This window comes from Allobosea lathyri (genome assembly GCF_900108245.1).
Classification (GTDB): Bacteria; Pseudomonadota; Alphaproteobacteria; order Rhizobiales; family Beijerinckiaceae; genus Allobosea; species Allobosea lathyri.
In genome coordinates this window covers 256,572-281,909 of the sequence record NZ_FNUY01000006.1, presented here as the reverse complement: position 1 = coordinate 281,909, position 25,338 = coordinate 256,572, and the positions used below count along the sequence as shown (strand labels likewise).

Annotated in this window: 26 protein-coding genes; 11 read left to right on the top strand and 15 right to left on the bottom strand. The window is 65.6% G+C overall.

Features of this window, described 5'->3' with window-relative positions:
* Positions 1–2: 2 nt before the first annotated feature.
* Positions 3–1,052, bottom strand: a complete 1,050-nt coding sequence (locus C4S73_RS16170) for an ornithine cyclodeaminase (protein ID WP_103873538.1) — start codon at positions 1,050–1,052, stop codon at positions 3–5.
* Between the two features lie 130 nt (positions 1,053–1,182).
* Between C4S73_RS16170 and C4S73_RS16165 the strand changes: the two genes are divergently transcribed.
* Positions 1,183–1,608, top strand: a complete 426-nt coding sequence (locus C4S73_RS16165) for an Lrp/AsnC family transcriptional regulator (RefSeq protein WP_103873537.1) — start codon at positions 1,183–1,185, stop codon at positions 1,606–1,608.
* Between the two features lie 121 nt (positions 1,609–1,729).
* Here C4S73_RS16165 and C4S73_RS16160 read toward each other — a convergent pair whose 3' ends face one another.
* Positions 1,730–3,508 (bottom strand): ABC transporter transmembrane domain-containing protein, encoded by a 1,779-nt coding sequence (locus C4S73_RS16160; protein WP_103873536.1) that lies wholly within the window; start codon positions 3,506–3,508, stop codon positions 1,730–1,732.
* A gap of 162 nt (positions 3,509–3,670) precedes the next feature.
* Between C4S73_RS16160 and rpmE the strand changes: the two genes are divergently transcribed.
* A complete protein-coding gene (rpmE, locus tag C4S73_RS16155; protein ID WP_103873535.1) occupies positions 3,671–3,904 on the top strand; it encodes a 50S ribosomal protein L31 in 234 nt (77 codons plus the stop codon).
* Between the two features lie 277 nt (positions 3,905–4,181).
* On the opposite strand, the gene rcdA is transcribed toward rpmE, so the two are convergent.
* Both rcdA and C4S73_RS16145 read right to left on the bottom strand, forming a co-directional pair.
* Complete coding sequence (rcdA, locus tag C4S73_RS16150) at positions 4,182–4,712, bottom strand: protease adaptor protein RcdA (protein WP_244595624.1); 531 nt, start codon at positions 4,710–4,712, stop codon at positions 4,182–4,184.
* Positions 4,713–5,096: 384 nt separating this feature from the next.
* Positions 5,097–5,297 (bottom strand): DUF1192 domain-containing protein, encoded by a 201-nt coding sequence (locus C4S73_RS16145; RefSeq protein ID WP_103873534.1) that lies wholly within the window; start codon positions 5,295–5,297, stop codon positions 5,097–5,099.
* Between the two features lie 128 nt (positions 5,298–5,425).
* Here C4S73_RS16145 and C4S73_RS16140 point away from each other — a divergent pair, with 128 nt between their 5' ends.
* Together C4S73_RS16140 and C4S73_RS16135 are read left to right on the top strand one after the other, a co-directional pair.
* Positions 5,426–6,424 carry an NAD(P)H-quinone oxidoreductase gene (locus tag C4S73_RS16140; RefSeq protein WP_103873533.1) on the top strand — a complete coding sequence of 333 codons (999 nt, stop codon included), beginning with the start codon at positions 5,426–5,428 and terminating at the stop codon, positions 6,422–6,424.
* A 204-nt stretch (positions 6,425–6,628) separates the two neighbouring features.
* On the top strand, positions 6,629–7,351 hold the full coding sequence (locus C4S73_RS16135; protein ID WP_103873532.1) for a DUF1013 domain-containing protein: 723 nt from the start codon (positions 6,629–6,631) through the stop codon (positions 7,349–7,351).
* 202 nt (positions 7,352–7,553) lie between these two features.
* Here the strand turns inward: C4S73_RS16135 and C4S73_RS16130 are convergent, their stop codons facing one another.
* Complete coding sequence (locus C4S73_RS16130) at positions 7,554–9,488, bottom strand: propionyl-CoA synthetase (RefSeq protein WP_103873531.1); 1,935 nt, start codon at positions 9,486–9,488, stop codon at positions 7,554–7,556.
* 175 nt (positions 9,489–9,663) lie between these two features.
* Here C4S73_RS16130 and C4S73_RS16125 point away from each other — a divergent pair, with 175 nt between their 5' ends.
* Positions 9,664–10,422 carry a sulfite exporter TauE/SafE family protein gene (locus tag C4S73_RS16125; RefSeq protein ID WP_103873530.1) on the top strand — a complete coding sequence of 253 codons (759 nt, stop codon included), beginning with the start codon at positions 9,664–9,666 and terminating at the stop codon, positions 10,420–10,422.
* 168 nt (positions 10,423–10,590) lie between these two features.
* Here C4S73_RS16125 and C4S73_RS16120 read toward each other — a convergent pair whose 3' ends face one another.
* Positions 10,591–11,250, bottom strand: a complete 660-nt coding sequence (locus tag C4S73_RS16120; protein WP_146071368.1) for a Pr6Pr family membrane protein — start codon at positions 11,248–11,250, stop codon at positions 10,591–10,593.
* A gap of 150 nt (positions 11,251–11,400) precedes the next feature.
* Here C4S73_RS16120 and C4S73_RS16115 point away from each other — a divergent pair, with 150 nt between their 5' ends.
* Entirely contained in the window at positions 11,401–13,029 is a 1,629-nt protein-coding gene (locus C4S73_RS16115; RefSeq protein WP_103873528.1) for an acyl-CoA synthetase, read from the top strand.
* Between the two features lie 351 nt (positions 13,030–13,380).
* On the opposite strand, the gene C4S73_RS16110 is transcribed toward C4S73_RS16115, so the two are convergent.
* Together C4S73_RS16110 and C4S73_RS16105 are read right to left on the bottom strand one after the other, a co-directional pair.
* Positions 13,381–14,163, bottom strand: a complete 783-nt coding sequence (locus C4S73_RS16110; protein ID WP_103873527.1) for a hypothetical protein — start codon at positions 14,161–14,163, stop codon at positions 13,381–13,383.
* A gap of 264 nt (positions 14,164–14,427) precedes the next feature.
* On the bottom strand, positions 14,428–14,616 hold the full coding sequence (locus tag C4S73_RS16105; RefSeq protein ID WP_103873526.1) for a YdcH family protein: 189 nt from the start codon (positions 14,614–14,616) through the stop codon (positions 14,428–14,430).
* Between the two features lie 490 nt (positions 14,617–15,106).
* Between C4S73_RS16105 and C4S73_RS16100 the strand changes: the two genes are divergently transcribed.
* The 5 genes from C4S73_RS16100 to C4S73_RS16080 all read left to right on the top strand — a co-directional run bounded on the left by C4S73_RS16100 (position 15,107) and on the right by C4S73_RS16080 (position 18,747).
* The gene (locus tag C4S73_RS16100) at positions 15,107–15,325 is read left to right on the top strand and encodes a YdcH family protein (protein WP_103873525.1); all 219 of its coding nucleotides are present in this window, start codon (positions 15,107–15,109) and stop codon (positions 15,323–15,325) included.
* A 339-nt stretch (positions 15,326–15,664) separates the two neighbouring features.
* Positions 15,665–16,165, top strand: coding sequence for a 5-(carboxyamino)imidazole ribonucleotide mutase (gene purE, locus C4S73_RS16095; protein ID WP_103873524.1), 501 nt, complete (start codon positions 15,665–15,667; stop codon positions 16,163–16,165).
* Positions 16,162–17,256, top strand: a complete 1,095-nt coding sequence (locus tag C4S73_RS16090) for a 5-(carboxyamino)imidazole ribonucleotide synthase (RefSeq protein ID WP_103873523.1) — start codon at positions 16,162–16,164, stop codon at positions 17,254–17,256. Before purE ends, C4S73_RS16090 begins: the two co-directional genes overlap by 4 nt.
* 170 nt (positions 17,257–17,426) lie before the next feature.
* Positions 17,427–17,660 (top strand): 30S ribosomal protein S21, encoded by a 234-nt coding sequence (gene rpsU, locus C4S73_RS16085; protein ID WP_103873522.1) that lies wholly within the window; start codon positions 17,427–17,429, stop codon positions 17,658–17,660.
* Between the two features lie 235 nt (positions 17,661–17,895).
* Complete coding sequence (locus tag C4S73_RS16080; RefSeq protein WP_244595623.1) at positions 17,896–18,747, top strand: tetratricopeptide repeat protein; 852 nt, start codon at positions 17,896–17,898, stop codon at positions 18,745–18,747.
* Positions 18,748–18,932: 185 nt separating this feature from the next.
* Here C4S73_RS16080 and C4S73_RS16075 read toward each other — a convergent pair whose 3' ends face one another.
* The 7 genes from C4S73_RS16075 to C4S73_RS16045 all read right to left on the bottom strand — a co-directional run bounded on the left by C4S73_RS16075 (position 18,933) and on the right by C4S73_RS16045 (position 25,270).
* Positions 18,933–19,778 carry an alpha/beta hydrolase gene (locus C4S73_RS16075; protein WP_200828030.1) on the bottom strand — a complete coding sequence of 282 codons (846 nt, stop codon included), beginning with the start codon at positions 19,776–19,778 and terminating at the stop codon, positions 18,933–18,935.
* A gap of 42 nt (positions 19,779–19,820) precedes the next feature.
* Positions 19,821–20,300, bottom strand: coding sequence for a GNAT family N-acetyltransferase (locus C4S73_RS16070; protein ID WP_160115797.1), 480 nt, complete (start codon positions 20,298–20,300; stop codon positions 19,821–19,823).
* 90 nt (positions 20,301–20,390) lie between these two features.
* Positions 20,391–21,797 carry an NAD(P)(+) transhydrogenase (Re/Si-specific) subunit beta gene (locus C4S73_RS16065; protein ID WP_103873519.1) on the bottom strand — a complete coding sequence of 469 codons (1,407 nt, stop codon included), beginning with the start codon at positions 21,795–21,797 and terminating at the stop codon, positions 20,391–20,393.
* A 6-nt stretch (positions 21,798–21,803) separates the two neighbouring features.
* Complete coding sequence (locus C4S73_RS16060) at positions 21,804–22,235, bottom strand: NAD(P) transhydrogenase subunit alpha part 2 (RefSeq protein WP_103873518.1); 432 nt, start codon at positions 22,233–22,235, stop codon at positions 21,804–21,806.
* Positions 22,228–23,412, bottom strand: a complete 1,185-nt coding sequence (locus C4S73_RS16055; RefSeq protein ID WP_103873517.1) for a Re/Si-specific NAD(P)(+) transhydrogenase subunit alpha — start codon at positions 23,410–23,412, stop codon at positions 22,228–22,230. Before C4S73_RS16055 ends, C4S73_RS16060 begins: the two co-directional genes overlap by 8 nt.
* A gap of 40 nt (positions 23,413–23,452) precedes the next feature.
* A complete protein-coding gene (locus C4S73_RS16050) occupies positions 23,453–23,740 on the bottom strand; it encodes an aa3-type cytochrome c oxidase subunit IV (RefSeq protein ID WP_103873516.1) in 288 nt (95 codons plus the stop codon).
* A 162-nt stretch (positions 23,741–23,902) separates the two neighbouring features.
* Positions 23,903–25,270 carry an ABC1 kinase family protein gene (locus C4S73_RS16045; RefSeq protein ID WP_103873515.1) on the bottom strand — a complete coding sequence of 456 codons (1,368 nt, stop codon included), beginning with the start codon at positions 25,268–25,270 and terminating at the stop codon, positions 23,903–23,905.
* Positions 25,271–25,338 lie beyond the last annotated feature (68 nt).

Below are 25,338 nucleotides of genomic sequence, written 5' to 3'. Positions count from 1 at the left end.
GACTACCGGATGCCAGGGATGGAACGCGGGAAGGGGCCGGTCTGGCCGAGCAGGCCGAAGAGATTGCGCGGGTCTTCCGGCTCGGTGAGCAGGTCGATTTCGTCGAAATAATCGGTGCCGACGACCTGATCGCGCAGATAGCGCAGGGCCGAAAAGTCCTCCGTGGCGAAGCCGACGGAATCGAAGATGGTGATCTGGTCGCGGCCACGGCGGCCTGCCGCCTCACCCATGATCACGCGCCAGAGTTCCGTGACCGGGAAATCGGCCGCCATCTGTTGGATCTCGCCCTCGATCCGCGTCTGCTCGGGAAATTCGACGAAGACATCGGCACGCAGCAGGATGTCGCTCTGCAGCTCGGTCTTGCCGGGGCAGTCGCCGCCGACCGCGTTGATATGCACGCCGGCCCCGATCATGTTGTCGGAGAGGATCGTCGCATTGAGCTTGTCGGCCGTGACCGTCGTGATGATGTCGGCGCCCAGAACGACCTCCTGCGCGCTCGCCGCGACCTCGATCTCGAAATCATGCTGCCCAAGATTGGCCAGGAACTTCGCCGTCGCCAACGGATCGATATCGAAGACGCGCAGCTTGCGGATGCCGAGCAGCGCCTTGAAGGCGAAGGCCTGGAACTCCGACTGCGAGCCGAGCCCGATGATCGCCATCGTCGCGGCGTCCTTGCGCGCCAGATGCCGTGCCGCGACAGCCGAGGTTGCAGCCGTGCGCAAGGCCGTGGTCAGCGTCATCTCCGAAAGCAAGCGCGGATAGCCGGTCTCGACATCGGAGAGCACACCGAAGGCCGTGACCGTCTGCAGGCCCGACCGCGTGTTCTTGGGATGACCATTGACATATTTGAAGGCGTAGGACGCCCCGTCGCTGGTCGGCATCAGCTCGATCACGCCATCGGCGGAATGGCTGGCGACGCGCGGTGCCTTCTCGAACGAGGCCCAGCGCCGGAAATCATCCTCGATATAGCCGGCCAGCCCGATCAGGTACGATTCGATGCCGACTGAACCGATCAGCCGGACCATGTTCTCGACGCCTACATACTGAACCATGTCCGGAATTCCACTGCCTGTCCTCGATGCAGGAATCCTACGCAGTGCAATCTGCAGATAAAATTGCGAACAAGTTCATTTTAACGCGCATTATCTGGCAAGATGCACAGTCTGACTATACAGATTGCGCATGCAGATTTTCGATGAGCTCGACCGACGCCTGATCGCGGCCCTGCGCGAGGACAGCCGCGCCCCGATATCGAAGCTCGCCGCCGTGCTGAGTGTCTCGCGGGCGACCGTGCAGACCCGCCTCGACCGGCTGCTCGATTCCGGCGCCGTCCTGGGGTTCACGATCCGCGTCCGGCAGGATTACGCCGACGACGCCATCCGGGCGATCATGATGATCGAGGTGATGGGACGTTCGACCACAGCCGTGATCCGGCAGCTGCGCGGCCTGCCCGAACTGCATTCGCTGCACACCACCAACGGCACCTGGGACCTGATCGCCGAAATCCGGGCCTCCAGCCTCACTGACTTCGACCGTGTGCTGCGCGAAGTCCGCGCCATCGACGGCATTCTGAACAGCGAAACCAGCATCATGCTAAGTTCGGTCTAGAGGCTTCCGCGTTGAGGTCGATCTCGGGTTGTCGTCCCGGGCGTAGCGCAGCGAAGACCCGGGACCCATGCCTGAGCGTTTCCGATCAAGGTTTAGGAATGCGTCCCGGATCGGCGCCGCTTCAGGCCGCCTCAAGCCCGAACTGCAGCGCCGCCAGCCTGGCATAGAGCCCGCCGCGCGCCTTGAGCTCGGCATGGGTGCCCTCCTCCACTACGCGGCCCTCATCCATCACCAGGATGCGGTCGGCGGAGAGGATGGTGGCCAGCCGATGCGCCACCACCAGCGTGGTGCGGCCCTGCATCAGCGCGTCGAGCGCGTCCTGCACGGCGCGCTCGCTTTCGGAATCGAGCGCGCTCGTCGCCTCGTCGAGCAGCAGGATCGGCGCGTCCTTCAGCACCGCGCGCGCAATGGCGAGGCGCTGGCGCTGGCCGCCCGAAAGCGTCACGCCACGTTCGCCGACGACGGTGTCGTAACCCTCGGGCAGGCTGCGGATGAAGCCGTCGGCGGCGGCAAGCCGCGCGGCCTCCTCGACCTCGGCCAGCGTCGCATCCGGCCGGCCATAAGCGATGTTGTCGCGCACCGAGACGCCGAACACGGTCGGCTCCTGCGGCACCAGGGCAAAGCGCTGGCGCCAGGCCTCCGGATCGGCCTCGGGACCGGCGACGCCGTCGACGACGACACGTCCGGCCTCCGGATCGTAGAAGCGCAGCGCGAGTTGCAGCACCGTGCTCTTGCCGGCGCCCGACGGACCGACCAGCGCGACCCGCTCGCCGGGTTTGACGGTGAAATTCAGATGGCTGAGCGCCAGCGCCGTGCGGCCGGGATAGCTGAAGGAGACCTGCTCGAACGCCAGCTCGCCGCGCGACGGCTCGGGCATGGGCTTGGGGTGAGGCGGCGCGGCGATCGCCGGCTTCATCGCCAGGATTTCGCCAAGACGGCCCGCAGCACCGGCAGCGGCCGAGATCTCGCCATAGACCTCGGAGAGCTGGCCGAGCGAACTCGCCGCCAGCACTGCATAGAGAATGAACTGCGACAGCCGCCCACCGGTCATGCGGCCCTCGAAAACCTCGGTCGCGCCGGTCCAGAGCACCCAGACCACGCTGGCGCTAACCAGAAAGATCGCGACGCCCGAGAGCAGCGCCCGCGAGGCGGTGGCCGAGCGCGAGGCTGCATAGGCGCCGTCGGAGGCGGCCGTAAAGCGCGCGGCCGTCTGCTGCGAGGCGCCGAAGGATTGCATCGTGCGGATCGCGCCGACAGCTTCCGAGGCGAAGGCCGAGGCATCGGCCAGCCGGTCCTGCGCCGCCCGCGCGCGGGCGCGCACCGAGCGGCCAGACAGCACCAGCGGCACGACGATCAGCGGGATCGCACCGATCACGATGGCCGAGAGCTGCGGGCTGGTGAAGATCATCAGGCCGAGCGCGCCGATCACCATGATCGCGTTGCGCAGCGCGATCGAAGCCGTCGAGCCGAAGGTCGATTTGATCTGCGTCGTATCGGCGGTCAGCCGCGAGACGAGATCGCCCGCGCGGCTTGAATCGAAAAAGGCGGGTTCGAGGCGGGTGAGATGGCGGAACACATCGGCGCGCAGATCGGAGACGATGCGCTCGCCGACGGTCATGACGAGGTAGAATCGCGCCGAGCTCGCCAGCGCCAGAACTGCGACGACGCCGATCAGCAGGATGAAATAGCTGTTCGCCAGTTTCTGCTCGCCGCCGGAAAAGCCGACATCGATGACCCGCCGCACCGCCACGGGCAGGGCCAGCGTCGCCACCGAGGCCACGATGAGCGCGATGATCGCGAGCGCGATCCGGCCCTTTTGCGCCACCGCATAGGGCCAGAACGAGGAAAGCGAACGGAAATCTGGCCGCGGCTTGGTTTCGTCTTTATTGGCTTCGGCCACTCTTCACTGCCCTGTCATGCTTGCACTGTCGGCGCGGCTGGGATATGTGCTCGCGACTTCACGACAGGCTCATACGATTTATTCGACGGGCCGGAAAAGCTCGCCTGCTTATCAACCACGCCCGCTTATTGACGCAGGCCCGTTCGAATTGAGGATTTCGCCATGAAGACCGGCATCCATCCCGACTACCACACCATTAAGGTCGTCATGACCAATGGCACCGAATACTTCACCCGTTCGACGCTCGGCAAGGAGGGTGACACCCTCAATCTCGACATCGACCCCTCCACGCACCCGGCCTGGACCGGCGGCACGCAGCACATGCTCGACCGCGGCGGCCGCGTTTCGCGCTTCAATTCGCGCTTCGGTGCGTTCGGCGCGCTCGGCAAGAAGTGATTTGAGGCCGACCGGCGACGGTCGCCCTGATCTGAATCAAAAAGGCCCGGCCATATCGGCCGGGCCTTTTTGCTGTTGGGCGGCGATTGGTCGCGGCCCGCCGATAACCTGTTTGAGAATCGAGCCCTCATCCTGAGGAGCCGCGAAGCGGCGTCTCGAAGGGTGGTCCAGGAGGCTCGGGAGACATCTGGAGCATCCTTCGAGACGCCATTCCTTGCGGAATGGTTCCTCAGGATGAGGGCTCAAATAATGAGGGCTCAAACAATCTCAGGCGGTCTCAGCGCCTGAAACCGAGCCGCGCCTGCAGATCGGCGAGCTGATCCTGGACGGGATTGAGCTTCTCGGCCGGCGAGACCTTGCCAGACATCTGGCTTTCGAGATGCCGGATCCGCTCCTGAAGCCGCAGCGAATGCGCCATCAGCTCGCGCAGTGCCGGGGGCAGCCGCATCGCTTCTTCCGGGATCGCCGAGACCATCGCCTCGCCGATCCGAACCTTGTTGTTCTCGGCGCGAGCCTGCTCGGCGGTCATCTCGCCCTCGGCCACGGCGCGCTGGACCAGCAGCCAGGAGGCGATCTGCATCAGGCGCGTCGTCAGCCGCATGCTCTCGGTGGCATAGGTCAGCGCGACAGCGCGCGGCAGGGCCGCCGAATCCTGGCGCCCCTCGCCGTCGAGATAGCCGGCGGTCTGCTCGACCAGCCCCATGCCCTCGCGAAACAGCAGCATAAACGCATCGGATCTGACGAAGCCGCGTGCGAAGGAAATCGCACCATCGTCAGCCTGCGCATCCAGCATCAGCACGTCGTTCATCGCGGTGTCTCCCTTCGGCACAACACCGTGCGCGTACGGGACGCAACACGGACCATGCCATCGACATCGCAAGGATAGCGCCGATGCACCGGGCCGGCGCTGGTAAGGTGTCGTTAACCTTAACGGCGCTAAACCATGTCGCCGCGCCCGAAAGGCTATGCCGGTGAACGCCGAAAAAGGGCCTTCGAAGATCGCCTGCCAGCGCCGCGGCCCAAAAAAAGAGCCGCCCAAGGGCGGCTCGAAGGTCAACAGGGAGGCGTCAAACAGAGTGGGCAGGAGCCACTCGACATCCAGACAAACTGGATGATGTGATTCATACTTTAGAATCGTTAAGGAGCCGTTAACGCGGCCGGCACATATGCCCGCGACGCATCTCCGGGACACTCAATCCGGCTTGCGAAAGAACGCATCGGCGGCCGAGCGCGAGGCATCCTTCTTCGAACGCGCCTCCATCAGTCTTTCGATCTCGGCCTTCAGCGCTTCGACCCGTTGATCGATCTCCGCCAGCGACAGCATCGAAAGATCCTGTCCGATATCGTGGACGGATTTCGGCCTGGGGCGGTCATCCTCTGGAAAGATCGACATGGCTCCCTCACATTGGCTCGAACACGGCGGCGCAGACTAGACGCGTCGGACCGGCAACTCCACTCCCCCATTGCGCCGGCCGACCTTCGAACCGACACGACCCTCAGACCCCATACAGGATCATCGAGATGAGCCAGTTCCCCCAGACCATGACCGCGATCGGCTTCGAGGCGCCGGGCGGCCCAGAGGTCCTGCAGGCACAGACGCGGCCCGTACCCCGGCCCGGCCATGGCGAAATTCTGGTTGCGGTCGCAGCCGCCGGCATCAACCGGCCCGATGTCCTGCAGCGGCAAGGCGGCTACGCGCCGCCGCCCGGCGCCTCCGATATCCCCGGCCTCGAAATCGCCGGAACGGTGGTCGCCTGCGGTGACGGCGCCACACGCTTCGCGCTCGGCGACAAGGTCTGCGGTCTCGTCGCCGGTGGCGGCTATGCGCAATTCGCTGTCGTTCACGAGAGCAACGCCTTGCCGGTCCCGGCCGGCCTGTCGCTGATCGAGGCCGCGGCCACCCCCGAGACCTATTTCACCGTCTGGACCAATGTCTTCCTGCGCGGGCGCCTTCAGGCAGGCGAGAGCTTCATGGTGCATGGCGGCACATCGGGCATCGGCACGACCGCGATCCAGCTCGCGAAAGCCTTCGGCGCGACCGTGCTTGCGACGGCGGGCTCCGAGGATAAATGCAGGGCATGCCGCGATCTCGGCGCCGACCACGCGATCAACTATCGCGAGCAGGATTTCGTGGCCGCCGCCAAGGCCGCGACCGGCGGACGGGGCGTCGACCTGATCCTCGACATGGTCGGCGGCGACTACATCAACCGCAACTATGACGCCGCCGCCGAAAGCGGCCGCATCGTGCAGATCGCCTTCCTCAACGGCCCTAAGGTCGAGGCCGATTTCCGCCGCCTGATGATGAAGCGGCTGACGCATACCGGCTCGACGCTGCGCCCGCGCAGCATCAGTGAGAAGGCCGCGATCGCAGCCGACCTGCATGAGAAGGTCTGGCCCCTGATCGAGGCCGGAGGCTGCAAGCCGGTGATCCATGCGACCTTCCCGCTGGCCGAGGCGGCAGCCGGACATCGCCTGATGGAAAGCAACGCTCATATTGGCAAGATCGTCCTGACACTTTGATGAAAGCGCCGCTTTCGCCCCGCACGCTTTTCGTGGACACTCGCCTCGGCTTTGCCTATAAGCCGCGCCATCCTGCTCATCGTTGATGATTTGGATGGCCGGCCGGGGAGGCCGGTCGGCGCATGAGAGCTATTGTCCGCGACGCGGTTCGGTCCTGAAACCGGGCTTCGTGACGCTGGCTGGGAAATCCAGGAGACCTGCCCCGTGTCAAATCCCCCGCTGATGCCCAAGGCCACTGCGGTCTGGCTGGTCGAGAACACCTCGCTCACGTTCGAGCAGATCGCCGAGTTCTGCAAGCTGCACCCTCTCGAGGTGCGCGGCATTGCCGATGGCGAGGTCGCCGCCGGCATCAAGGGCCTCGACCCGATCACCTCGGGTCAGCTGACCCGCGAGGAACTGGAGCGCGCCGCCAAGAACCCGGGCCACCACCTCAAGCTCGCCGAGCGCAAGGTCAAGGTGCCCGAGATGAAGAAGGCCAAGGGGCCGCGCTACACCCCGGTCTCCAAGCGCCAGGACCGCCCCAACGCGATCCTTTGGCTGCTGCGCAACCATCCCGAGCTGAAGGACGCGCAGATCATCCGCCTGATCGGCACGACCAAGTCGACGATCGCGCAGATCCGTGACCGCACCCACTGGAACGCCCAGACCCTGACGCCGATCGATCCGGTCAGCCTCGGCCTGAGCACGCAGATCGATCTCGATTTCGAGGTGGGCCGCGCCGCCAAGGATCGCCCCGCCGCGGTCGCCGAGATCGGCTCGACCCTGCTTTCGGCCGAAGAGACCACTGCACCGGCGCCGGCCCTCAGCCAGACCTTCGCCGATATGGGCAAGCCCAAGCGTGAAGAAGAGGCGGCGATCGACGTCGATTCCGTCTTCTCCAAGCTGAAGCAGCTCAAGCGTCCCGCCGAGGACGAAGACGAGGATTGAGGATCAAGGGCCGCTGCTTGCAGCGGCCCTTTTGCTACCTACTGATTCTCAGCCCTCATTTTCTCAGCCCTCATCCTGAGGAGCGCCGCAGGCGCGTCTCGAAGGGTGATCCAGATTGCTCTGGCGCCCCTCTGAAGCATCCTTCGAGACGCCGCTGCGCGGCTCCTCAGGATGAGGGCTTGGGGGCGGAGCAACCGCTACCCTACCCGATCCCCCTGCCCTTCAGCGCGGTGCTGATCTCGCCGAGCACGGCTGGGTCCTCGATGGTTGCAGGCATCGCATAATCCTCGCCATCGGCGATCTTCTTCATCGTCGCGCGCAGGATCTTGCCCGAGCGCGTCTTCGGCAGGCGGTTGACGGTGAGCGCCAGCTTGAAAGCGGCGACCGGCCCGATCCTGTCGCGCACAAGCGCGACGAGCTCCTTCTCGACCTCGGCCGCGCTTTGGGTCACGCCTGATTTCAGCACGACGAAACCGCAGGGCTGCTCGCCCTTGAGCGCGTCCCTGATGCCGACGACCGCGCATTCCGCCACCGCCGGATGCGAGGCCAGCACCTCCTCCATGCCGCCCGTGGAGAGGCGGTGCCCGGCGACATTGATGATGTCGTCGGTGCGCCCCATGATGAAGACATAACCGTCCTCGTCGATATAGCCCGCATCCGAGGTGTTGTAGTAGCCGGGATAGGTCGTGAGATAGGCTTCCCTGAAGCGCTCGTCGGCATGCCAGAGCGTCGGCAGGGCGCAGGGCGGCAGCGGTAACTTGAGCACGATCGCGCCCATCGTGCCCGCCGGAACCGGCCGACCGCCCTCGTCGAGGCACCGCACGTCATAGCCCGGCAGCGGCACGGTCGGGGAGCCCGGCTTCACCGGCAAGAGCTCCAGCCCAACGGGGTTGCCGACGATGCAGGAGCCGGTCTCGGTCTGCCACCAATGGTCGATGATGGGGACCTTCAGCACCTCCTGGGCCCAATGCAGCGTATCGGGATCGGCCCGCTCACCCGCCAGGAACAGCGCCCGGAAATGCGAGAGATCGTGGCCGGCGAGATGCTTCGCCTGCGGGTCCTCCTTACGGATCGCGCGAAAGGCCGTCGGCGCCGTGAACAACGAGACCGCCTTGTGCTCGGCGACGACCCGCCAATACGCGCCGGGATCGGGCGTGCCCACCGGCTTGCCCTCGTAAAGAACCGAAGTCGCGCCATGCAGCAGCGGCCCATAGACGATGTAGCTATGGCCGACGACCCAGCCGACATCGGAGGCGGTGAACATCACCTCGCCGGGCTTCACATCGTAGAGATTGGCCATGTTCCAGAGCAGCGCGACCATATGGCCGCCATTGTCGCGCACCACGCCCTTGGGACGCCCGGTCGTGCCGGAGGTGTAGAGCACATAGAGCGGGTCGGTGGCGGCGACCGCGACGCAATCCGCCTTCCGGCCGGTGGCCCTTGCGGCGGCTGTGAGCGTGCGCCAGTTCCTGTCGCGCGTGGCATGCATGGAAGCTTCGACCTGCGGCCGCTGCAGCACCAGGCAGGCATCGGGCTTGTGCCTGCTCAGCGCGATCGCCCCGTCCAGCAGTGGCTTGTATTCGACCACGCGCGCTGGCTCGACGCCGCAGGTTGCGGTCAGGATGATCTTGGGCGTCGCATCGTCGATGCGCGTCGCCAGCTCGTTTGCGGCAAAGCCCCCGAACACCACCGAATGCACCGCCCCGATCCGCGCGCAGGCGAGCATGGCGAAGGCGGCCTCCGGGATCATCGGCATGTAGATGATGACGCGGTCGCCCTTGGCCACACCGAGATCCTGCAGCACGGCGGCCAGCGTCGCGACCTCGTCCAGCACCTGCGCATAGGTGAACACCGTCTTCGTGCCGGTGACCGGGCTGTCATGGATCAGCGCCGGCTGCTGCGCCCGCCCATCGCGGACATGCCGGTCTAGCGCGTTGAAACAGGTGTTGCAGGTCGCATCGGGAAACCAGTGGCCGTAAGTCCCAAGCGAGGCGTCGAAGATCACCTGCGGCGGCTTGATCCACTCGACGGCTTTCGCCGCCTCGCCCCAAAACCCGGTCGGATCGGCCTGCCAGCGCGCATAGGTCTCGCGATAGCCTGCGGGCGAGCCGGCGGGGGCCGCATGTGAGCCATTCATCGGAAGCGTTCCTCTTCGCCGGCTTTGGCCTTAAACCCTCGCATCGGGCCGGCGGGCGCGAGGGCGAATTTTGCGCGGGATCGTGCTCATTCCGCCCTCGCAGCGCAAGCACCGGCGCGTCAGACTTTCGCCCACCCCAAGGCGCCCGCTTTCCGGGCGCGACCCCACGGCAGCCATGATCTTCGATCTCGCATTCTTCGCCGCCATGGTGCCCGCAGTCGTGTTGATGGGGCTGTCGAAGGGCGGCTTTGCCGGCCTTGGGCTGCTCTCGCTGCCGCTGATGGCGCTGGTCGTCTCGCCCGTGGCCGCCGCCGCGATCATGCTGCCCCTGCTGATCTCGCAGGATGTCGTCACCGTCTGGTCTTATCGCCGCGAATTCGACCGCCGCAACCTCGCGACCCTCCTGCCCGGCGCGCTGATGGGCATCCTCGCCGGCTATCTCCTGGCGGCGAAGGTCTCGGACGCTGCGGTTGGCCTCGCCGTCGGGCTGATCTCGATCGGCTTCGCGCTGCGCCGCCTGCTCGCCGGCGGCAAGACGGCGGCACCGGTCACGAAGCCGAGCTATGGTGCCGGCAGCGTCTGGGGCGCGATCTGCGGCTTCACCAGCATGATCGCCCATGCCGGCGGGCCGCCCTTCCAGATCTATGTCATGCCGCAGCGGCTGAAACCCGCCGTCTTCGTCGGCACGGGGGCGATCTTCTTCGCCGCAATCAACCTGATCAAGCTTGGCCCCTATATCGCGCTGGGGCAGTTTACCGCGCAGAACCTCGCCGCCTCCGCCGCACTCCTGCCGGTGGCGGTCGTCTCGACCTTCGCCGGCGTCTGGCTCGTCCGCCGTGTCCCGGCCGAGCGCTTCTACACCTTCATCTACTGGCTGCTGCTCGCAGTCGGCGTGAAGCTCGTCTTCGACGGCATGCGCAGCCTGCTGCTCTAGCAGCGCGCTGTTTTTAACCGAAACCTGGTCATCCCGGACAAGCCGCATAGCGGCGCCGATCCGGGATCCATTCCGGAACCTCCATCGTCAACGCTCAGGTATGGATCCCGGGTCTCCGCTTCGCTACGCCCGGGATGACGAAACGTTTCCGCACGAAAACATATTGTCCTAGGCTTGGCTTCGCGCTGACAGCCTGCTGCCGGCAAGGCGAGCCAGCGCGACGATGGCGAGCCCGACCGCGATGAACACGCCCGCGACGGCAAGCGCATTCAGCGCCATCCCGTCATAGCCGAGGCGCCTCACATCGATGAAGGGATAGGGGTAGAATCCCGAGACGGCGCCGCGCGCCAGAATCCAGGCGAGATAGGCGGCGGGATAGGCGAGCCAGCGCAGCGGCGCAGTCCAGCTTACCCCCTCCCCTGGCCCCTTCCCTGACCCCTTGCCCTTGGGCGCGAATATCAGCCAGAAGGCCAGATAGATCGGCGGCATGGCATAGTGCAGGATCACATCGACCAGCCATTGCAGGCCCGTTGGTGCCCATTCGTGGCGCAGGATCGCGAAATAGATCAGCCCGACGACGATGATATAGCTCGCCGCTGCGGCCTGTATCCTCGGCTTGCCGAGGACACCGCGCCCCGGCGCCCGCGCAGCTTGCGTCAGCACCAGCGCGACCAGGATGTTCGTCAGGATCGTGAAGAAGCTGATATAGCGCAGCAGCGTCTCGGTGGTCGCCTGTCCCGTCGCCGCCCCGGCCTCGAGGCTGAGATAGAGCTGCCCGGCCAGCGCCGCCCAACCGAGCACCGCCGCCAGCGCCGCGACAATTCGCATCCTCATCTCCCGCTCGGCATCGCCGGATCGCCGCCCCACACGCGCGAAGCCTAGCATGGCCGATTGCGCGGCATCGGAAAAAGGGATGGATTACGCAAGGCCGCGCGAGCCGGTAAGGCATTCCACCACGCTCCGGCAGAAGGCGCCCCGATGACGACCACCGCCTATGACACCGATCTCGACCGCAACCCGGCCAATTTCCAGCCGTTGACGCCGCTGCCTTTCCTGGAGCGGGCAGCCGCCGTGTTTCCCGGCCGGACCGCGATCATCCATGGGCCGCTGCGCCGCTCCTATGCCGAGTTCTACGCCCGCTCGCGCCGCCTCGCATCGATGCTCGCCCGGCACGGCATCGGCCGGGGCGACACTGTCGCGGCCATGCTGCCCAACACCCCGGCGATGCTCGAATGCCATTACGGCGTGCCGATGACCGGCGGCGTGCTCAACACGCTGAACACGCGGCTCGATGCGGCGATCATCGCCTTCTCGCTCGACCATGGCGAGGCCAAGGTCCTGATCACCGACCGCGAATTCTCGAAGACGATCCGCGAGGCGCTGGCGCTGTGCAAGGTGAAGCCGCTCGTCATCGACTATGACGACCCGGTCTATGACGGCCCGGGCGAGCGGCTGGGCACAATCGAATACGAGGATTTCCTCGAAAAGGGCGATCCCGATTTCGCCTGGACGATGCCGGCGGACGAATGGGACGCGATCGCCCTCAACTACACCTCGGGCACCACAGGCGACCCCAAGGGCGTGGTCTATCATCATCGCGGCGCCAATCTGCTCGCCACCTCCAACATCATCACCGGCAATATGGGCAGGCATCCGGTCTATCTCTGGACGCTGCCGATGTTCCACTGCAACGGCTGGTGCTTCCCCTGGTCGATCTCGATCGTCGCCGGCACGCATGTCTGCCTGCGACAGGTGCGTGCCAAGGCGGTGTACGACGCGCTGGCCGATCATGGCGTCACCCATCTCTGCGGTGCGCCGATCGTGATGTCGGCCTTGCTCAACGCCCTGCCCGATGAGCGGCGCGACTTCAGCCAGAAGGTCGCCTTCTTCACCGCAGCCGCCCCGCCGCCCGAAGCCGTGCTCGGCGCGATGCAGGCCGCCGGCTTCGAGGTCACGCATCTCTATGGCCTGACCGAGGTCTACGGCCCCGCCGTCGTCAACGACTGGAACAGCGACTGGAACGCCTTGCCCGGCCCCGAGCAGGCGGCGCTGAAGGCCCGCCAGGGGGTGCGCTACCCGGCGCTCGAAGGGCTCGACGTGCTCGATCCCGAGACGATGCAGCCCGTCCCGCGCGATGGCCAGACGCTGGGCGAGGTGATGTTCCGCGGCAATGTCGTGATGAAGGGCTATCTCAAGAACGCGAAATCGACCCGTGCCGCCTTCGAGGGCGGCTGGTTCCATTCCGGCGATCTCGGCGTGCGCTACCCCGACGGTTACATCCAGCTGAAAGACCGTTCGAAGGACATCATCATCTCCGGCGGAGAGAACATCTCCTCGATCGAGGTCGAGGATGCGCTCTACAAGCATCCGGCCGTGCAGGCCGCCGCCGTCGTCGCCCGTCCCGACGAGAAATGGGGTGAGAGCCCCTGCGCCTTCATCGAACTCAAGCCCGGCCAATCCGCGACCGAGGCCGAGATCATCGCCTGGTGCAAGGGGCTGCTGGCCTCGTTCAAATGCCCGAAGACGGTGGTCTTCGCGGAAGTCCCCAAAACCTCGACCGGCAAGATCCAGAAGTTCAGGCTGCGCGAGATGGCAAGGGCCTTGTAGAGCGTTTCAGAACTCCCTCAGCCCTCATCCTGAGGAGCCGATCCGCCAGGAGCGGCGTCTCGAAGGATGTTTCAGGTGGCTTCGGAATCATCAGTCTTCGAGACACATCTTTGGGGCTTCTCAGGATGAGGCGCGAAGTCCCCGAAGATCACTTACAAGCGAGGCTGTCTCCTCGACGGTTATCCTAAGAGTCCGCTGTTGATGGTGGGAACCACGCCGTCATCCTGGACAAGCGGCGTTGCCGCGCAGCTCCGGGATCCATCGTAGAGCTTCGGAGCCCTCCGATGGATCCCGGGTCTCCGCTTCGCTACGCCCAGGATGACGGCGTGGTCCCCGGCTTACGCAGCTGCTCTAGAACTTATAGGTCGCGGCGATGATCGGGCCGTGCATCGTCACATCGTAGAGGAAATTATCCTTGCGATAATCGACATAGAGCGCGCGATATCCGGCCCGGAAGACCCAGTTCTCGTTCCACTGGTAGTTGATGCTGCCGACCGCCTGCCAGGTGAGCTTCGCGCCGACATCGAACCCGCCGATGTCGCCGGCCAGCGTCAAGCTCCACGGCCCGCCGAGCCGGGCTGTCATGCGCGCGGCGATGACAGGATCGACCCAGGCCTCCGATTCGCTGTGGTCGATCCGGAGGTTGAGCGCGCCGGGCAGGATTTTCAGCTTGTTGTCGAGGTTCCAGAAGCGCAGGCCGGCGCCGACATCGACATCGAAGGTCTGGTCTTCATAAATTCGATAAAGCGCCGAGCCCTGAAGCGTCAGGGTCTGCGACCTCAGCTTGACCGAGGAGAAGTAAGGCCCCGGCAGCTTGGCGTCCGAGGTGACCTGCGAGAACATCGCATCGGCCACGAATCCCCAGCGCCCGATTCGCATCTCGGCGGCACCCATGATGCCGCCATTGAAGTCCTTCATGATGTCCGCGAAGCTGAGATCCACCTTCGCCGCCGGCAAAGGCGGCACTGTCGAGGTGCGCCCGTCCAGCGCCGAGGCCCAGAAATAGCCGGTTAGCGCGAAAGTCGGCCCGGGCACCGTGATGGGTGCAAGCGGTGCCGGTGGAGGCGGAAGATCGGCAGCGTGAAGCGGAGCCGCAGTCAGCAGCAGAGCTGCGATGGCAAAGACAGATTTCATCGCATGAACCCCGCAAGTTCAGAACGCTTTCACTTGGTCTTGCGGAAGCTGTTGTACTCTGCGGCTGGCGTCAAGCGGGCGCGTTCCTGCGCTGAGAGCTAAGCCTCCGAAAATATCGAACTGTGCTCATTTGGCCAATTCTCCGTCTTTCGACCCGAGACCCTCGGCATACCCATCGAATCAAAAAGAAAACCGGCCCCTCGCGGGGCCGGCTTGATCCATCACAATCACCATGACATCGGGCCGTATCAGCCCGTCGGGTCGTCAATGCAGGGTTCGCCCCGGCATCGTTTGCCGCACTCGCTCGATCTCTTCCTTCAGCAGCAGCTTCTTCCGTTTCATCTCGACCACACTGAGGCCGTCCGAGGATGGTCTCGCCGCCGCTTGGGCGATGGCTTCCTCGAGTTGGCGATGCTTGCGTTCGAGTTCGGTAAGATGGGTCTGCAGCGACATCTGGATCCTCCTGATGAGCAGTTGACGAAACCAATCTGACACAGAGCCGGCTTCACGTCTGCGGGGCTATCTCGCACCGCATCATGAGTTTCTGTGATCCTCACCGCCTCTGTTACGGGGCGTCGTGAATGTGACGCACCCGCCTTTCCGGCCCTCCGCACTCTTGCGGCGCGGCCAGCGTCTCCGCATAGTCGCGCCCAATCGCGGCGATGATGAGATGGCTGAGAGCTCCTGAGAAAATCTGGGGCGATCTCGATGAGCTTGGGAGGGGACGCATGCAAGGAGAAGCGCGCAGCCGATACCGCTGGTATCGGCGAGCAGATTCGACACAGCAGGCGCCCCTCCCAAGCTCACCTCCGGCGCCGGGAATTCGTCCACCCGCGGCGTCGCACCGCTTGCCGATACCAGCGGTATCGGCTTCACGCCGCTCCTGGCGGAGTGAACGAATTGCCGGCGTCGAGACCGCCCCAGATTCTCTCAGGAGCTCTTGATGGGATTCGAGCTCAGTCCGGAAGAGATCGAGGCCTTCACGACGGAACTGTCCCGCCTGCGCGAGGAGCATCGCGACCTCGATAGCGCCATCGATGCGCTCGAGCGCGTCGGCCCGATCAACCAGATCCAGGTGCAGCGGCTGAAGAAGCGCAAGCTTTACCTGAAGGACCGCATCACCCAGATCGAGGACGCATTGACCCCCGACATCATCGCTTGAGTCGCTTTCAGCCCTCATCCTGAGGGACCTGGCCGATAATGCTATCCCTGTTTTCAAAGACTTGAACATCAGCGAAAAACGCGCCGTCATCCCGGGCGACCGCAGGGAGACCCGGGATCCATTCCGGGGCGTTGACCGGTCAGCGCTCCGGAATGGATCCCGGATCTCCGCTTCGCTGCGTCCGGGATGACGGCGCGATCGGCGAGCCTCTCGGACGAAGGCCGGCGCGCATTAAGTCCGATTTCGGAGCGGTTTGTCCGATTCGCCGCTTGCTTCCGCTGCGTCCGGCGGTCTAGATCGCGCGCTTCCTTACCCGAGCTTGCGGAAGCGTTCCGTTTCATGGCCAAGACCAATCCCCCCGTCGCCATCATCATGGGCAGCCAGTCCGATTGGGCGACGATGCGCCACGCGGCGGAGACGCTGGACGCCCTCGACATCGCCTATGACGCGCGCATCGTTTCGGCTCATCGCACACCCGCACGCATGGTCAGCTTCGCACAGGGCGCCAAGGCTGCGGGCTTCAAGGTGGTAATCGCGGGCGCGGGCGGCGCGGCCCATCTGCCGGGCATGACCGCATCGCTCACCCCGCTTCCGGTTTTCGGCGTGCCGGTCGAGTCGAAAGCTCTTTCGGGCCAGGACAGCCTGCTCTCGATCGTGCAGATGCCCGCCGGCATCCCCGTCGGAACACTCGCCATCGGCCGAGCCGGGGCGGTCAACGCCGCTTTGCTGGCCGCGGCGGTTCTGGCCCTGAGCGACGAGGCGCTGGCAGACCGGCTCGACACCTATCGCGAGCGCCAGAGCGCTGCCATCGCCGAGCGGCCCGACAGGACCCAGACATGAGCACGCCGGTTTCGCAGGGGCTCGCGCCGGGCGCCATGCTCGGCATCCTCGGTGGCGGCCAGCTCGCCCGCATGCTCGCCTTGGCGGCCGCCGATCTCGGCATCCGCGCCCATGTCTTTGCGCCCGAGGCCGACAGCCCGGCCTTCGACGTCGCTGCGCGTCATACCGTCGGGGAATATGAGGACGAGGCGGCCCTGGCGCGCTTTGCCGATGCCGTCGATGTCGTGACCTACGAATTCGAGAACGTGCCGGCCGCCACGGCCGCCTTCCTCGCCGCTCGCACACAGCTTCATCCCGGCGCCCGCGCCTTGGCGGTAACGCAGGACCGGCTCAGCGAGAAGACCTTCGTTTCGGGCCTCGGCCTGGCCGTCGCGCCCTTCCGGCCAGTCGATTCGCTGGTCGACCTGGAGACGGCGGTCGCCGCGCTCGGCCGCCCCAGCATCCTGAAGACCCGCCGCTTCGGCTATGACGGCAAGGGCCAGGTCAAGATCGCGCCCGGCAGCGATCTCGCCGAGGCCTATGAGGCGATCGGCCACTTCCCCGCCATTCTCGAAGGTTTCGTGCCGTTTTCGCGCGAGGTCTCGGTGGTGGCGGCACGCGGCGCCGATGGCGCCTATGCCGCCTTCGACGTCTGCGAAAACGAGCATCGCGACCATATCCTCGCCTTCACGCGCGTGCCGGCGCGGCTGACGCCAGGCGCGACGCGCACCGCCATCGAGGCCGCCCACCGGATCGGCGATGCGCTCGGCTATATCGGCGTCTTCGCCGTCGAGATGTTCGTCATCGGCGACGGTGAGAGCGTCATCGTCAACGAGATCGCGCCGCGCGTCCATAATTCCGGGCATTGGACGAGCGAGGGCGCGGAAACCTCGCAGTTCCACCAGCATGTCCGCGCCGTCTGCGGGTTTCCGCTGGGTTCGGCCGCGCGTCGCGGCCGGGTCGAGATGGAAAACCTGATCGGCGACGCCGCGCTGCGCTGGCGCCAGCTATTGGCCGAACCCGGCGCCCATCTGCATCTCTACGGCAAACGCGACGTCCGCGCCGGCCGCAAGATGGGTCATGTCACGCGGGTCGTGCCGGAGAAGAATTGAGCGGTCCGAACAACGCCTCCTCAAAAACCCGGTTTTTCCGGCGTTTTTGAGCTTGTGCAGCGTGGACAGCCAGATCGAATTCTGATATCCGCACGATCCTTCAGGCGATCTGCATCACAGTGTCGCTGACCCGAACAATTTAGACCAACCCGCTAAAGACGGACAATCACGTGCAGGTTCTCGTTCGCGACAATAACGTCGATCAGGCTCTCCGCGCTCTCAAGAAGAAGCTGCAGCGCGAGGGTGTTTTCCGCGAGATGAAGCTCCGCGGCCATTACGAGAAGCCCTCCGAGAAGAAGGCGCGTGAGAAGGCCGAGGCTGTTCGCCGCGCCCGCAAGCTCGCCCGCAAGAAGCTCCAGCGCGAAGGCCTCCTGCCCGCGCCGGTCAAGCCGAAGCGTCCCTGATTCAAGCGCAGGCAGCGAGCCCTCGGGCCGCCTGGCGCAAGACCGACACCTGACAGCGCCTGGAGCCCTCTCCGGGCGCTGTTGCTTTTTTGGCGCCGTTAACCAAGTCTTTGCAGGATGCAGGCGTTCTCTCTCGCGAGGGGCGCTGTCGGTTGGGGAGCGCAGATACGCCGCAGCGGCCTTGATGGCCGGCGCGGTCGATGAAGCACGGAACCGAAAACCGATGAGGCAGAGCATGATCCGAGGCAAAAGCTGGCTGGCTGTAGCAGGCATGGCCATCGCGCTCGCGGGCTGCGACACCGTATCAAACCTGAGCTCGCAACCGGCCGTGGCGGAGATCGACACGAACTCGGAGGCCAATGCCAGCGTCAATATCGGGTCGCTCAGCGAGGTCATCAACCGCAACCCCAACGACCCCGGCGCCTACAATACGCGCGGCGCGGCCTATGCCCGCATCGGGCGGTTCTCCGACGCGATCGCCGACTTCACCAAGGCCGTCCAGATCGACCCCAACCTGGCCTCGGCCTATACCAATCGCGGCCTTGCCTTGCGCCAGAGCGGCCGCAACGACGCAGCCCTCGCCGATTTCAACCGCGCCACGACGGCCAGCCCCAATTATGCGCCGGCCTATGTCGCGCGCGCCAACTTGCTGCGCGCCCAGAATAACAGCCAGCAGGCCCTGGCCGATCTCAACACCGCGATTCGCCTTAACCCGGAATCGGCCGAGGCTTTCCACGCCCGCGGGCTGGTCTACCAGAAGGAAGGCCAGCACCAGCACGCCGTCACGGATTTCGATTCGGTGATCGACCGCAATCCCTACAACGCGCCGCCCTACACCGCGCGCGGCCAGAGCCTGAATGCGCTCGGAAAGTACGACGCCGCGCTCGAGGACTTCACCGCCTCGCTCAATGTCGACAACCGCAATGCCGACGCCTGGGCCGGTCGCGGCTTCGCTTATGAAAAGCTCGGCAAGAAATCGGAAGCGGCCGAGAGCTACCAGCGCGCGCTCAGCCTCGACGGCAACAACGCGATCGCCCGCGCCGGCCAGTCCCGTCTCGGCGGCGGCGGCGGGCTGTTCAGGAGCTGAGCAGGCTGCGCGCCTGGAGACCGTTTGAATCTTCCTGAAGCCCTCATCCTGAGGAGCCATTCCCTAGGGAATGGCGTCTCGAAGGATGGTTCAGCGGGCTCCGGCACCAACTGGACCATCCTTCGAGACGCCGCTTCGCGGCTCCTCAGGATGAGGGCTCAATTGGCGGGCGATGACCGAGCCGCCTATTCCGCCGACAGGCTTTCCGCGCCCTTGATCGTGCCCGCCGAGACATCGGCAAGGAAGCGCCTGATCTGCGGTACGGAGCCATGGGCGGGCAGGTCCTCATGGTGCCCCTCCGGGAATCGCACGAAGCGCTTGGGCTCGTTCGCAAGCGCATAGAGCGCCTGCCCCTGGACGAAGGGGATGACGCCGTCGCGCTCGCCATGCAGGACCAGCAGCGGCGCGCGCACCTGCCCGATCACGGCATCCGAGCGGAACTGGTCGAGCATCACCAGGCTGACCGGCACATAAGGGTAGATGCCCTGCGCCACGGCCGCCGTCGAGAGATAGGGCGCCTCCAGGATGACGGCTGAAAGCGGCGCTTCCGCCGCCAGCTTGAGCGCCACGCCGCTGCCCAGCGACTCGCCATAGCCGACCAGCCGCCCTGCCCCGAAACGCTCCACCGCCGCCCCATAGGCCGCCCGCGCGTCGAGATGCAGCCCTTCCTCGGTGGGGCTGCCCGTCGAGCCGCCATAGCCGCGATAATTCACGGCGAAGAGGCCCGTGCCATCCTCGGTCAACGCCCGGAAGCGCGCTTGACGGATCGCGCGGCCAAAATTTCCGGCATTGCCATGGAAGAACAGCAGCACCGGCTTGCCCGTGCGCGGCGGGATCACCCAAGCGACGAGCCGCTCGCCATCAGCCGTTCTGAGAGCAACTTCCTCGGCCGCCGGCAGGTTCGCGGAGGCAATGTCTGCCCGCGCCGGATTGCGCGGATACATCAGGTCGCGCTGCTTGACGAAGAGAACGGCGAGCACCGCGAGATAAAACGCGCTGACGAGAAGCAGGAGGCGGCCAAACCATTTCATGCCGGCGATCCTCGCCCGCCACCATGGCGCTGTCGCGACGCTCTATTCGAGCACCTTCGCCATCTCGACCGCGAAAGTCTCGAATCCCGCCCGGTGATAGGCATTCAGGGCAAGCTCATTGTCCTTGAGCACGCTGAGATGCAGCACCTTGCACCCCGCCGCCCGGGCAAAGCGCTCGGCTTCTCCAAGCAGGATCTGTCCGATCCCGGTTCCACGGCAGGCGGCCGCAACAACGATGTTCTCGATATAGACATGGTCGCGCAGGGGCTCGTGCACGAAGGGGCCGGTACGCCCCAGCCGCAGCGCCAGATAACCGACGACGTCATCGCCCTGCTGCACGACGATCTGCGCGCCGCCATGCTCGGCCGCCTTCTCCGTATCATCGGCAAGGCAATCGGCAGCTGCTGCCGGGCCTGTCGTCCGCTGTGGGCTCAGCGAGCCCTCATGCGAGGTCAGTTCGAGCAACAGCCCGAGCACGGCTTGCCTGTCGGCGGCCTGCATCGGGCGAAGGGAGACAGTCACGGCAGGCACCCCATAAGAAAACGAACCCCATACGAAAAGGGCCGGCATGAAGCCGGCCCTTTGCAGCGTTGTGATGACGGCGCGGCTGCGTCAGTGCGCCATCGCCTTGACGATATCGTCGGTGACCTTCTTGGCGTCGCCGAACAGCATCATCGTGTTCGGCCGGAAGAACAGCTCGTTCTCGACGCCGGCATAGCCGGCCGCCATGCCGCGCTTGATGAACAGCACGGTCTTGGCTTTCTCGACGTCCAGGATCGGCATGCCGTAGATCGGCGAGGCCTTGTCGGTCTTGGCGGCGGGGTTGGTCACGTCATTGGCGCCGATGACGAAGGCCACATCCGCCTGGCCGAATTCCGAGTTGATGTCCTCGAGCTCGAAGACCTCGTCATAGGGCACGTTGGCTTCCGCCAGCAGCACGTTCATATGGCCGGGCATGCGGCCCGCCACCGGATGGATGGCGTATTTGACCTCGACGCCTTCCTTCTTGAGCAGGTCGGCCATCTCGCGCAGCGTGTGCTGTGCCTGCGCCACCGCCATGCCGTAGCCGGGCACGATGATGACCTTGGCCGCGTTCTTCATGATGTAGGCGGCGTCGTCGGCCGAGCCCTGCTTGACCGGCCGCGCCTCGACCGCACCGGCAGCGCCGGAAGCCGCGTCGTCGCCGCCGAAACCGCCGAGGATGACGGAGATGAAGCTCCGGTTCATCGCCTTGCACATGATGTAGGACAGGATCGCGCCGGACGAGCCGACCAGCGCGCCAGTGATGATCAGCGCCATGTTGCCGAGCGTGAAGCCGATGCCGGCCGCGGCCCAACCCGAATAGGAGTTCAGCATCGAGACGACGACGGGCATGTCGGCGCCGCCGATCGGGATGATCAGCAGCACGCCGAGCGCGAACGAGACCAGCACGATCAGCCAGAAGACGACATGGCTCTCGGTCTTGATGAAGAGCAGCAGCAGCACGATCAGCGCGACGCCCAGCCCGATATTGATGCCATGGCGCTGCGGCAGCATGATCGGCTTGCCGCTCATGCGCCCGTCGAGCTTCAGGAAGGCGATGATCGAGCCGGTGAAGGTGATCGCGCCGATGGCGACGCCGAGCCCCATCTCGAACAGGCTGCCGCCATGGATCTGACCGCCATGGCCGATGCCGAAGGCCTCGGGAGCATAAAGCGCAGCCGCCGCCACCAGCACCGCCGCAAGGCCGACGAGCGAGTGGAAGAACGCCACCAGCTGCGGCATCTGCGTCATCTGCACGCGCTTGGCCATGAAGGCGCCGATGCCGCCGCCGATCGCGATGCCCAGGATGACCAGCAGCCAGCCGGAGAAGCCCGCGGGCGGGAAGAAGACCACGGTCGTGGCAATGGCGATGCCCATGCCGACCATGCCGTAGAAATTGCCCTGGCGGGAGGTCGTCGGGTGCGACAGGCCCCGCAGGGCCATGATGAACAGGACGCCGGAGACGACGTAGAGAAGGGCAGACAGGTTCGCAGCCATCGGCGCTCAGCCCTTCTTCTTGTACATGGACAGCATGCGCTCGGTGACGAGGAAGCCGCCGAAGATGTTGACCGAGGCGAGGACCAGCGCGATGAAGCCGAAGACCTTGGCCCAGATCGGACCGTCGCCCAGCGCCGGCGCGGCCTGGACGCCGACCGCCAGCAGGGCGCCGACGACGATGACCGAGGAAATCGCGTTGGTGACCGACATCAGCGGCGTGTGCAGCGCCGGCGTCACCGACCAGACGACATAATAGCCGACGAAGACGGCCAGCACGAAGATGGCGAGGCGGAACACCGTCGGGTCGACGCCGGTCGCGGCGCCGGCTGCGGCGGCGGCCTGCTCGGCATATTTCTCGGCGAGTTCGGCGGCCTGCTTTGCCAGCACGGCGGCCGACCGGGCCTGTTCGAGCGCCTGTTCGGGTGTCGGATTAGCCATTTTGGACGCTCCCCTCGGCAACAGGCGCAGGCGCCACAACCGGCTTGGCCGCAAAATTCGGATGGATCACGGCGCCGTCCCTGGTCAGGGCGGTCGCCTTCACCAGCTCGTCGTCCCAGTTCACCGCGAGCGACTTCGAGGTCTTGTCGATCAGCGTCTCGACGAAGGCGAAGAGGTTCTTGGCGTAGAGCGCCGACGATGTGGCTGCCAGGCGGCCGGGCACGTTGAGATGGCCGACGATCTTGACGCCGTTGGGCGTCACCGCCACTTCGCCAGGCTTGGCCAGTTCGCAATTGCCGCCGCGCTCGACCGCGAGATCGACGATGACGGAACCCGGCTTCATGCTCTCGACCATCGCGGCCGAGATCAGCTTCGGCGCGGGCCGGCCCGGGATCAGCGCGGTGGTGATGACGATGTCCTGCTTGGCGATATGGCTCGCCGTGAGCTCGGCCTGCTTGGCCTGATACTCTTTCGACATTTCCTTGGCGTAGCCACCGGCCGTCTGGGCCTGCTTGAACTCGTCATCCTCGACGGCAAGGAATTTCGCGCCAAGCGATTCGACCTGTTCCTTGGTGGCGGGGCGCACGTCGGTCGCGGTCACGATCGCGCCCATCCGGCGCGCTGTGGCGATCGCCTGCAGGCCGGCGACGCCGACGCCCATGATGAAGATGCGCGCGGCGGGCACGGTGCCGGCCGCCGTCATCATCATCGGCAGCGCCCGGCCATATTCGGCCGCGCCATCGACCACGGCCCGATAGCCGGCGAGATTGGCCTGCGAGGACAAAACGTCCATCACCTGCGCGCGGGTGATGCGCGGCATGAACTCCATCGCAAAGGCCGCGACATTGGCCTTGGACAGGGCCTCGAGGGCCGCCTCGTTGCCATAGGGGTCCATGATGCCGATGACGAGGGCGCCGGCCGGCAGGCCCGCGATCTCGGATTCGGCCGGGCGACGCACCTTGAGGACGATGGCGGCGCCCTTCAGCGCCTCCTTGGCCGTTTTGGTGACCGTTGCGCCCGCCGCCACATAGTCGGCGTCATTGATGCCGGCGGCCAGTCCGGCCCCCTTCTCGACGGCGACCTCGGCCCCGAGGCCAATGAACTTGCGGACGGTTTCCGGCGTCGCGGCGACGCGGGTTTCCGCCCCTTGCGTTTCGGCTGGGACAGCAATGCGCATGGCGGGAACAGGCCTTTCCGGCGTTTCGGGGGCTGGGGTCTTAGAGCAGGACCAGCGCGATCATCATCAGGACGAAGGGAATTGCCGGCGCGCGCCAGCCGATCGACTTCGAGGCGATTCCGACGCCCGAGCCGACCAGCGTCAGGAGCGTGCCGATCAGCGCCGTGCCCCATGCATGCTTGGTGCCGCCGACCGCGAGCGCCGCCACGATGGCGAGGCAGGCGACGGTGCCAACTTCAGCGAAATGGACGAAGCCATGATAGGTACGCTCATGCTCCGCATAATCCATCTGGGGAATGTCGGCGGCGTGGTGTCCGTGGTCGGCCATGAAATGGGTCCCGAGGCTAAAGAAATCCTCCTGCCCTGTAGCGCAACCATGAAGGGTCTGGCAACGTCACCGGGCTCGCAGATTCTGCGGTTCTGAAAAGCAGGGCCTGCGTCAGGCCGACACCCCTGACATATGGTCGCGCATCGGCGTACGCCCGTCCGCTCAACCGGTCGCCTGCAATCCGGCCCGGGCCAGCGCGTCGGCCTGCTGTCGCGCGATCCGCTCCACCGAAAACCCGTCGATCTCCGCCTCGAACAGGCGATGGAAATTCAGCTCGGCGTCGAGATGCAGGAAGACGCCGCCGAGCCCGATCGCCGCCCGGTCCATGAAGACGAATTCTCTGGGCACCGTCACCGGCCCGCGCCGCTTCAGCGCCTGATGCACCTGGAACGCCTGCTTGCGGCCGTATTCGGCGGGGCTCACGCCCTCGGCGATGCGCCTGACGCGATCTTCGAGCAGCGGCCCGTAGATGAAGCGCGCCCAGATGTTGAGGGTGTCGACGAGCTCCTTGGTCAGCCCCTTGAAGCCCCAGGTCTCATAGGCATGGATCACGCGCGCATCGTCGCCCTCCAGCAGCCCGCGATAGAGATCGACCACGCCGCCGACGAATGAGGGCGGAAAGATGCGGATGCAGCCATAGTCGAGCAGGTTGATGCCCTGGGGTTCGCCAGCTTCCGAAAAGACGGTGTAATTGCCCAGATGCGGGTCGCCATGGATCACGCCGTGATGGCTGAAGGGCCGCCACCACGCCTTGAACATCGCCGTCGAGATGCCGTCACGTGCGACCTGCCCGTCCTGCTTGTGGTTCAGGATGGCATCGCCCTCGAGCCAGTGCATCGAGAGTAGGCGCTTCGTCGACAGCGAGGCTTCCAGCCGTGGCACGCGGACCTCCGGCGTATCCGCCAGAATCTCCTGATAGAGCGCGACATGCCTGGCCTCGCGCAGGTAATCGAGCTCCTCGCGCACCCGCGCGCCGATCTCCTTGGCGATCTCGCTCGTGTCGATCACCGGGTTCATGCGCCGGTGCAGCGAGAACAGGATTTCCAGCTGCGAGATGTCGGCCTCAACCGCCGATTCCATGTCCGGATATTGCAGCTTGCAGGCGAGCGCGACGCCCTCCAGCGTCGTCGCGCGATGCACCTGCCCCAGCGATGCTGCGGCTGCCGGCTTGAGATCGAATTCGCCGAAGCGATCACGCCATTGCGCACCAAGCTCGGCCATCATCCGCCGCTTGACGAAGGCAGCCCCCATCGGCGGCGCCTGCGATTGCAGCTTCTGCAGTTCGGCGGCGTATTCCGGCGGCACCACGTCGGGAATGGTGGCGACGAGCTGCGCCACCTTCATGATCGGACCTTTCAGGCCCCCCAACGCCCTCGCCAACGCCTCGGCATTGGAGGCGTCACGCCCCTCCATGCCGAACAGGCGGGCACCAGCGATCCGCGCCGCGACCCCGCCGACATTGGCCCCGACGCGCGCATAGCGCGCGGCGCGGGCAGAAAATCGGTTGGCTTCGCTATCGTGCTCGGACATGGCATTCCATCGGAGAAGCGGCGGGGCTCCTGATGTAGTGTCGAAGCGACATGCAACCAACTGCGGCG